This is a genomic window from Paraburkholderia sp. FW306-02-B (genome assembly GCF_058782725.1).
Genome location: NZ_JBYSXZ010000003.1, coordinates 215,443 through 224,056, shown reverse-complemented (window position 1 = coordinate 224,056; position 8,614 = coordinate 215,443). Strand labels below are relative to the sequence as shown.

Genomic DNA, 8,614 nt, shown 5'->3' with positions numbered 1-8,614 from the left:
CGACGTACGTTCGGGGCCACCCGATCCGCAAGGCTTCGACATCGTTATCAATGCCACGCCGCTTGGCATGAAAGCGAACGATGCCATGCCAGTTGATCCTGAGCGGCTCGCGCCTGGCGCCATCGTCGTAGACATCATCAATGCGTCCGAGCCAACGCCGCTTCGCCGCGCCGCGCACGCGCGCGGGTGCCGGACCCAGGACGGGGGCCCGATGCATCAGGGGCAGGCTGTCTATGCACTTAAGTTTCTGGGATTCGATTACCGCCCCGATGGACGATCAGCACCGGACACGGCCCGCGATGAGTAAAAATTTCAAAGGAGAATACGCATGAGAGTTGCTTTACTGGAAGTCAGTCATTGGCATGTGCCACTCTATCTCGATGCGCTGGAAGCGCCCGGGATTGAAGTGGTTGCCGTGTCAGATGCGGAGGATGTCAAGGGCGAGGCAATTGCCGCACGATTCGGAAGCAAGCTGTACTCGTCGGCCTATGAACTGCTCGAGCGTGAGGAAGTCGATTTCGCATTCGTGTTCGGGCGGCATTCTGAGATGCCGGCGCTCGCTGAGGCCGTGATCGCGCGTAATATTCCCTTTGCGCTGGAGAAACCGTGCGGCGTCAACATGTCGCAGATCACCCGACTTCGCAAACTGACCGAGGAAGCCAATCTTTATTGCGCAGTGCCATTGATCTTCCGAATGAGCGAGTTGCTCAGCTCGCTCGAAGATGCGGAGGGGCGCATACCGTCGGACTTCAACTACATGTCGTTCCGTTTCATTGTGGGACCGCCCAGTCGATACGAAGCGGCCGGTGCCGGCTGGGCGCTCGATCCTGTGTATTCCGGAGGCGGATCGACAATCAATGTGGCGACTCACTTCATCGACCTGTTCAGATTGCTCACTGGCAAGGAGATCGTCCGAGTCTCCGCCACGATGAACTCAAGAACGCATCAAACGGCCGTTGAGGACTATTCGCTGCTGACAATGCAAACCGAAGACGGCGTGATCGGCCTGGTGGAAACGGGATATAGCTTCCCCAGTACACCCGACGAGCAGCGCGAATTCTCGTTCACTCTTGCATCCGATCGTATGTACGCGAAATCCGGCCCCGACCGAATCGAGATTCGGGAGAGAAACAACCTGTCTGCCGGGACGCGAAGCCGCCGCCTCCAGCTCGAGACTGATATTTACTACCCGTTGTTCGTCAAGCGGGTGCTCACGGAATGCCGTACTGGCGCAAGGCCAATCGCGTCATTGCGCGACGCAGAGCTCATGATGCAAGTCATGGATGCCGCCTACGCGTCAGCTCGCCAGGGGGGGGCGCTTCAAACTCTCGAGCCGATTTTCTAAGTGACGTGTCTGTCGGATCGCACGCTTATGCCGCAAACAAGACATTGCAATGAGGCCGACTATCCTGCGCCGCAGGAACGGGACTGGTTCGCGAGAGATTTCCGTTTCCACACCGGCGAGGTGATGTTGGAGGTGCGGCTGCACTACCGAACCATCGGCGCCCCCTCCGGAGAGCCGGTCCTAGTCCTGCACGGCACGACGGGCACTGGCGCCAGCATGCTGACACCTGGTTTCGCGGGAGAGTTGTTCGGCCCCGGGCAGCCGCTCGATGCCAACAAGTATTTCATCATCCTTCCGGACGCCCTAGGAGCCGGTGAATCGTCCAAGCCGTCTGACGGACTGCGCACACGATTCCCGGCTTACAACTACGACGACATGGTGCTCGCGCAGCACCGGCTACTGACCGAGCACCTGAACATCCGACACCTGCGCCTGTTGATCGGTAACTCGATGGGCGGCATGCACGCATGGATCTGGGGTGTGCGGTATCCGGACTTCATGGACGCGCTCGTGCCAATGGCGTCGCAACCGACGGAGATGTCCGGCCGCAACTGGATGCTACGCCGCATGCTCATTGAGATGGTCCGAAACGACCCGGAGTACCGGGGCGGCGATTACACCTGCCAGCCCAGTTCGTTGCGCCTTTCCAACGCCTTTTTTGTGCTGGCTACCAACGGTGGCACCCTCGCCTGCCAAAAGGCGGCGCCGACGATCGAACTAGCCGACAGGTACGTCGACGACAAGTTAGCACAGCCGTTCACATGGGATGCCAACGACTTCATATACCAGTGGAGCGCATCGCGCGGTTATAGCCCGGCACCCGGTCTGGGGAACGTGAAGGCTGCGGTCCTCGCCATTAACGTCGCCGACGATGAGCGCTATCCGCCGGAGACCGGCTTGATGGAGCGCGCGATGCAGCTTGTGCGCGACGGCCGGCTGCTTCTGATCCCTGCCAGCGAGGATACGTGCGGGCACGGTACGAACGGACTGGCTCGCTTCTACAAGCCAGAGTTGCATGAACTACTGCGAACCGCCCCACGCAGGGTCGGGGAGTAACGCCTCTACGGGACTACCGCTAACTTGGTTCGATTCGTGCCGTCGTTCTCTGTCGCATTGAACGTCCGCTACGTAAAGGACAACGGTCGCCGCTATAGTCCTTTTCGCGCAGCATCGACCGTCCCCAAATGGCCGCACGCTGCCTGTCGCGGCCGACGACAGGCGTCCCCGCTTCCGCCGATTGTGCGAGATCCACGACTGGCCGTTTATCTGCGCGATGGACAGTGCTGCAAATCGGCTGCTTTGCGCCGCATCAAAGCGGCTTGAACGCAAGCATCTACCAAGCCCAACGCGGGCATACGGTGACAACCCCTGGCGTTTCAGGCGACCGGCTTGCGCCACACGCTGGCTAGCCACGGCTGCCGCTCACGCGGCAAGCCAGCGGGCCGGTAATAGTGCTCCATTTCGACGAATCCCGCGCCCGCCATATATCGGCGCCATGCTTCGAGATCATGGAAGACGCCGTAGCGGCCGTGGCTCCAACCTTCCTGATTCGTGCCGCGCGGGTTGGAGCTGAACAGCACACCGCCGGGCTTCAGTGTCGCGTGCAATTGCCGCAACACGCGCGGCAACGCCTGACTCGGGACATGGAACAGCGCGGCGTTGGCGAAAATGCCGTCAAAGTGCGCAGCCGGCAAATCGAGATGCAGGAAATCCTGCTGCCAGACGTCGCAGCCAGTCGCGTCACGCGCCATTGCAACGAAGCGCTCGGCGCCATCGAGGCCGACCGCGCAATGGCCGAGTGTAGTGAAGGCCTTGAGATCTCGCCCCGGCCCGCAGCCGAAATCCAGGATCGTAAAAGGGGGCTCGACTTCGATATGGTGCAGCAGCGCCGCGATGTTCTGCGTGACGTCGTGGTCGTACGTGCCGTCGCGGAAATCTTCCGCGTGCGCGTCGTAGTGCTGCAACGTGACGGCACTGATTTTATCGAGGTCGCGGGGGTCGAGTTCCATGCAGGAAGTATATCTCGGGGGCATTTCCCGCACGACTACGTCGTACGTCCGGTGTCATCTGCCGTGGTCGGTTGCGTGCCGAACAGGATGAACAACGCGATTCAGCGTGCGCAACTGATTCCTCTTGGGTTTCCGAGGAACGCGCACGGTATCGGGCGAACGGCTGGAGATGGGCCGTACCTTACCCATCGTCGTGCGATCGACCCGTGCGTGCCACGAGCGTCAGCACGCGACCCTTCTCTGCCGCTCGACGCTCGGCCGTCTCAATGTCTCTTACCAAATCTGAATCGCCGGTCGAATGACCACGCGCCGACGGGAGCGAACTGCTGCAATTGGCCGTCTATCGTCGCCGACTACCGTGCTCCGTTAAATACTGACGCAGCGCGCAAAGCGGTCGTATAAAGATTTGCTTCGAACGTCACGGCCTTTGACGATGTAAATCACAAACTCGGCCACGTTCGTCGATCTCGACTTCCATCCGACTAGCCAAGGTCTCGGCCGTGCCCCCCGCGCTCGCTGCCTGGCTACCGTGGTTGGGTCCAACAACCACCTCACTCGCAGCACTCGTGAGCTCTAGCCGCGCTGGTCAGTCAAGAGTCTTTCTCGACATAAGCGGAGGAATCTCCACCCAGGTGGGTGCCCGTTTCATTTAGTCCTCGCTGCTCTTTGACGACCCTCCGCTCCAAAACCACCCAGAAGCGAGCATCCCGGCCAGAACGACCAACGCCGCGTTCAAGACCTTCTGGATCGCATTGCCGAATCCAGCTCCCGGCCCACGCTACGAAACAGCGGACACGCAAGTGCCGATGTGGCCCAGGCATCCGGCTCGCAAAGAGCTGAATTGCGGGTTGAGTCCTGTGTTTTTCGAAGCTTCGCTTCGCCGGGTAGCGGCCTAAGCTTTGGTTCAATGTTCTGCACTGAAACAACGAGAAAACAGCGATGTCCACACGACTTCACCGGGTGTCTCGCACGGTCGGCCTTGCCCTTGCCGCCGTGACATTGGTCATGTCTGGCACGGTGCTAGCCAGACATCCCACCCCGTTCACCTCGTTATCCGCCGACGATCAGATTTTCATCAAGTTGCATGACGCTGCACGCGACAACGATCCCGCGCGCGCAGCGCACCTGGCAAGCTTGATTCCGAATTATCCGGCGCCGGCTTATCTCAGCTATTTCCAGATCAAGCCGCGTCTGTTCAACGGCGCGGGGCATGCGAATCTCGACGCGCCGGACGCACCGGTGCTGTCATTTCTGCAACGCTACGACGGACAGGCGATTGCCGACCGTCTGCGCAACGACTACCTTCGCGTGCTCGGGGCGCGCCACGACTGGCACGATTTCGATTCGCAATATTCAAAGTTCGTCCTGGACGACGACACGCAGGTGAAGTGCTATGCGCTCGAGTCCCGTGCCACGCGAGGCGAAAATGTGGCCGACGCGGCGCGGGCGCTGCTCGTCGAGCCGAACTGGTACGGTGACGGCTGCGTCGATCTGATCACCGCGCTCGACCGTAACCAGCAGTTCACTCCGGACGATGGGTGGCAGCTGATTCGCCAGGCCTATGAACAGGGCGCGAGGACGACGGGCGGCAGACTGGTCGATGCGCTGGGCGCGGCGCGCCCGGATCAGCTGCTCCTCGAGCAGGCGACGAACCAGCCACGCCTGTTGCTCGCGAAAGGCATCCAGCTGGACGCAGCGTCCCATCAACTCGCGCTGCTCGCCATCACACAGTTGGCGGTCGGCGATCCGGAGGCCGCCGAGGCCACCTTCACCGTAATCGCACCGTCGCTCACCCTGGCAGAACGGGCTATCGGTTGGGGCACGATCGCCTATCAGGCGGTGCTCAGGCAGCTACCGGGCGCGGTGAACTGGTACCGGCTGTCGGCGAACGCGCCCCTGTCGAGTCAGGCCTACGAGTGGCGCACGCGCAGCGCGCTGCTGGCCGGGGATTGGACAATGGTGCGCTGGTCGATCGAGCAGATGCCGGCCGCGCTGCGCGCACAGCCAGCATGGGTCTACTGGTACGCGCGCGCGTTGAAGCAGAGCAGCGAGGTGGCGGCAGCCGACCAGGAATTCCGAACGATCGCGGGTAACTACACCTTCTATGGCCAGTTGGCCTCCGAGGCGCTCGGCCGGCAGATCGTGATCCCGCCGCAGACCAAGGTGACCGACGAAGAAGTTGAGCGGGCTGGCCGGACACCAGGCTTCGAGCTGGCAGAACGCTTTTACGCGCTGCACCTGCGTACGGAAGGCAACCGTGAGTGGAACTGGCAGCTGCGCGGCATGACTGACCGACAACTGCTCGCAGTCGCCGAGTACGCGCGTCGCATCGAGCTTTATGACCGGGCTGTGAGCACTGCCGACAGGACGCAGACGGAACATGATTTTTCGCTGCGCTACCTGGCGCCATTCCGCACGATTGTCGAGCGCGATACGCGGTCCACCGGGTTCGACGTCGGATGGGCGTATGGCCTCATTCGCCAGGAGTCGCGCTTCATTATCAATGCGCGCTCGGAGGTTGGCGCGGGCGGCCTGATGCAGGTGATGCCGAACACCGCTGAGATGGTCGCGAGGAAGATCGGGCTCGGTACGATCTCGCGGGCCAAGATGAACGACATCGACACGAACATCCTGCTTGGCACGTACTATCTATCGATGATTTACAACCAGCTTGACCGTTCTGCCGTGCTCGCGACCGCCGGCTACAACGCCGGCCCTGGGCGCCCGCGTAAGTGGCAGGCCAACCTGCCGCGACCGGTGGAAGGCGCGATTTTCGCGGAGACAATTCCGTTTAACGAAACCCGCGACTACGTCAAGAATGTATTGTCGAACACGGTTTACTACGCGGCGCTGTTTGATGGCCACCCGCAATCGCTGACGGAGCGGCTTGGCCAAATCGAGCCCCGATGATATCGTCCGCAACGCTGATCCGCGGATCGCTCGGGTGCAGTAAGTGCGGCTGCATACGCGACACTGTATAACGATCCTTCTATCTCTGGATGACCTCTCAACACGGAACCATCTTCTGCGCCGTTTAGGTAGTCAGCCGGCGATCTGCAATTCCGTGTTCGACGACGAGACCGTCATCGAGCAGGAAGCCCGCTGTTCGGCGCGGTCTGTCAAGGTGCGCACCGCCCCATCGAAGCGTTTGTGGCAAAAACACCCACCGCATTTTTTGCTCTGAATACTCCGCAAACGATTGCTTATACTCTATGCACCTCTTTCTCCGAGGCGCATCGTATGCGGCAGGAATGGCTTGAATATCTCCAGCGACTTGACTGGAACACTCCAATGATTCTGGCGCTGGCGTCAGGGGCAGTCGGCTCTGTCATAACGCTCGCGTGGATCTCAGCAAGGGATGCCAGGGAGCGCAGGCGTCAGCGACGCGACACTGCATTGGAGGTTGCGTTATCGCTGGAAAGCCACGCTCGAACCTGTCGGACAATGATGCATAAGTCCTCCTGGGCGGCATCGGAGCCGGTCGGCCCGATGAGCCGCGAAGCCAGCCAGGGCGTGTCCATCCCCGTCTTTGCCTATCCGGACAAGCTTCAGTGGCGCGTCCTGAGCCGCAAAGTTATCTCCGGGCTACGCGAGTACCCGGCAACGGTGTACGCCGCTCGGGAGTATGTGGAAGCGTTCCGCGAATTCGGTGAGCCGATCGACGTTTGTGGCCAGGTTGAATACGAATGTGCGAAGGCTGCGATGGCAGCGTTGGCACTTGCTCGGACCACGCGCCGGCAGCACGGAGCCGCGATGTGGAAGCCGGGCGCCAAGGATTCAGCCATGGAGCGCGAACTGTCCGACTTCATCGCGAACGCTGAAGAAAAGCGCAAGGCGTCGCCCGAGCGTCGAACGGAGTCCACAGTTGGTCGGCGGGCTGACGCGCAACCGTTCAATCAGCCGCAAAGCGCCTGAAACCTGCACCGGACAGTGGATATCCTGAAAGCCTCTCAGGTTCTGGCCGGCCTCGAAATGTAGTCAGGACATTCAGCCGGCGCGCTTCGGTGCGCCGGCTTTTCTTTTACCGCGCAACATGGTGACAGCAAAACGTAACGCCTGTTCATTCGTCATCGGGTGCTGATTCAGCCAAGCCGCTCAAACCCAATTCGAGGGTTTTGCCTCGCCAGATCCGACCAAGGCCCGCCATGTCGCAGAGAATCGCCCACGATGTATAGGTGATCGGCGCCTCTCCGCTGATCCAGCGTCTGACCTGGCGGCCGCCATGCTCACTCAGCCCGAGCACCCTGGCAAGAGCCCGACCCGACAGGCCGATGCGTCGCACCACCTCCTGAACTTCAGCGCCCCAGGGCCGCTCCCATCCCTCATCCGCCGGAAGCAAACACTCGGCCCGAATGGGTGTATGAATATCAACTGTCATTTTTCTATCGCCTTTTCTCTTAGCCGTACTTCCTGGATCGGACTGATCTTCGCGCCCGGTCGATCGCGTCCGCCGCGACCTTTTCTTCCAGCCGTAATCGATGCGCGCGGAACTCATGTTCCGGCCACCGCGCTTCGCACTCCTCGAGTGCCTTGACTGCCTGATCTCGAGTCATCGGGTGCGTATAGCCCGGCCATGGTTCGTACACGTCGCCGCCAGCACTCCCCGCCCGTATACGCACGGCACGCTGGATGATCCAGTCGTCCGTCCAGATTTCGGGCGCCGCCGAAGCTTCGCTGGTATCTGCGCCAACCTCCGGCAGGTTGCGCTCATCAAGGTGTCGCTCCCCGGTCGACATGTCGAGCAGCGTAACGATCGCGTCGCCGGATCGTTCCTGCAGGTCAACCACATCTCGCCATGCCTCCCCTGGATCGTCGTATTCCGCCGGCGAATCGCCAAACTGGGCGTGCCGGAATCCGACCGCGCCCCACTTGTCAAAACTGAGCACCACATCGACGTAGCGGTTCGCATCGTTATCCCAGACCTGAACTCGATACATGGTGTTCTCCTGATCCTGAACGATTCATGCTGTGTCCGACCTCGATCCAGCCCCCACGGCTTCGCCGCGGGGGAATCACGCAGCCTGCGGCTGCTTGACGACCCCGATCATAGCTTCGCGACGCCTCACCGGATCGTCCCTCCGCTGCCGCTCCGGGCCGACGCTCTCCCCACGCCTCCCGGCGCGGGTCCCCGTGCGCCTCGATCCGGGCGTGCAGGCGCGCGCGATGCGCTCCCGGCGAATACGAGACCTGGTTTAGCAGGAAGGGGGTTGCCCGGCACAGATGTCTGCAATCGGGCTGACGAGCCGGAGCCTGTCAGCTT

General features: G+C 61.3%; 7 protein-coding genes and 1 pseudogene. 5 read left to right on the top strand and 3 right to left on the bottom strand.

What is annotated here, in order from left to right:
- The 3 genes and pseudogenes from AC3WOG_RS36810 to AC3WOG_RS36800 form a co-directional block, all read left to right on the top strand.
- A pseudogene (locus tag AC3WOG_RS36810) lies at window positions 1-307 on the top strand (shikimate dehydrogenase family protein); the annotation flags it as partial.
- Window positions 308-328: 21 nt separating this feature from the next.
- Window positions 329-1,345 carry a Gfo/Idh/MocA family protein gene (locus AC3WOG_RS36805; RefSeq protein WP_492582764.1) on the top strand — a complete coding sequence of 339 codons (1,017 nt, stop codon included), beginning with the start codon at window positions 329-331 and terminating at the stop codon, window positions 1,343-1,345.
- Window positions 1,346-1,372: 27 nt separating this feature from the next.
- Complete coding sequence (locus tag AC3WOG_RS36800; RefSeq protein ID WP_492582763.1) at window positions 1,373-2,401, top strand: alpha/beta fold hydrolase; 1,029 nt, start codon at window positions 1,373-1,375, stop codon at window positions 2,399-2,401.
- A 320-nt stretch (window positions 2,402-2,721) separates the two neighbouring features.
- Here the strand turns inward: AC3WOG_RS36800 and AC3WOG_RS36795 are convergent, their stop codons facing one another.
- On the bottom strand, window positions 2,722-3,354 hold the full coding sequence (locus tag AC3WOG_RS36795; RefSeq protein WP_492582762.1) for a class I SAM-dependent methyltransferase: 633 nt from the start codon (window positions 3,352-3,354) through the stop codon (window positions 2,722-2,724).
- 939 nt (window positions 3,355-4,293) lie between these two features.
- On the opposite strand from AC3WOG_RS36795, the gene AC3WOG_RS36790 reads away from it, so the two are divergent.
- Window positions 4,294-6,264 (top strand): lytic transglycosylase domain-containing protein, encoded by a 1,971-nt coding sequence (locus AC3WOG_RS36790; RefSeq protein WP_492582761.1) that lies wholly within the window; start codon window positions 4,294-4,296, stop codon window positions 6,262-6,264.
- Window positions 6,265-6,843: 579 nt separating this feature from the next.
- A complete protein-coding gene (locus AC3WOG_RS36785) occupies window positions 6,844-7,269 on the top strand; it encodes a hypothetical protein (RefSeq protein WP_492582760.1) in 426 nt (141 codons plus the stop codon).
- 145 nt (window positions 7,270-7,414) lie between these two features.
- Here the strand turns inward: AC3WOG_RS36785 and AC3WOG_RS36780 are convergent, their stop codons facing one another.
- Together AC3WOG_RS36780 and AC3WOG_RS36775 are read right to left on the bottom strand one after the other, a co-directional pair.
- Window positions 7,415-7,732 (bottom strand): XRE family transcriptional regulator, encoded by a 318-nt coding sequence (locus AC3WOG_RS36780; protein WP_492582759.1) that lies wholly within the window; start codon window positions 7,730-7,732, stop codon window positions 7,415-7,417.
- Between the two features lie 19 nt (window positions 7,733-7,751).
- A complete protein-coding gene (locus AC3WOG_RS36775; protein WP_492582758.1) occupies window positions 7,752-8,291 on the bottom strand; it encodes a hypothetical protein in 540 nt (179 codons plus the stop codon).
- Between the last annotated feature and the right edge of the window lie 323 nt (window positions 8,292-8,614).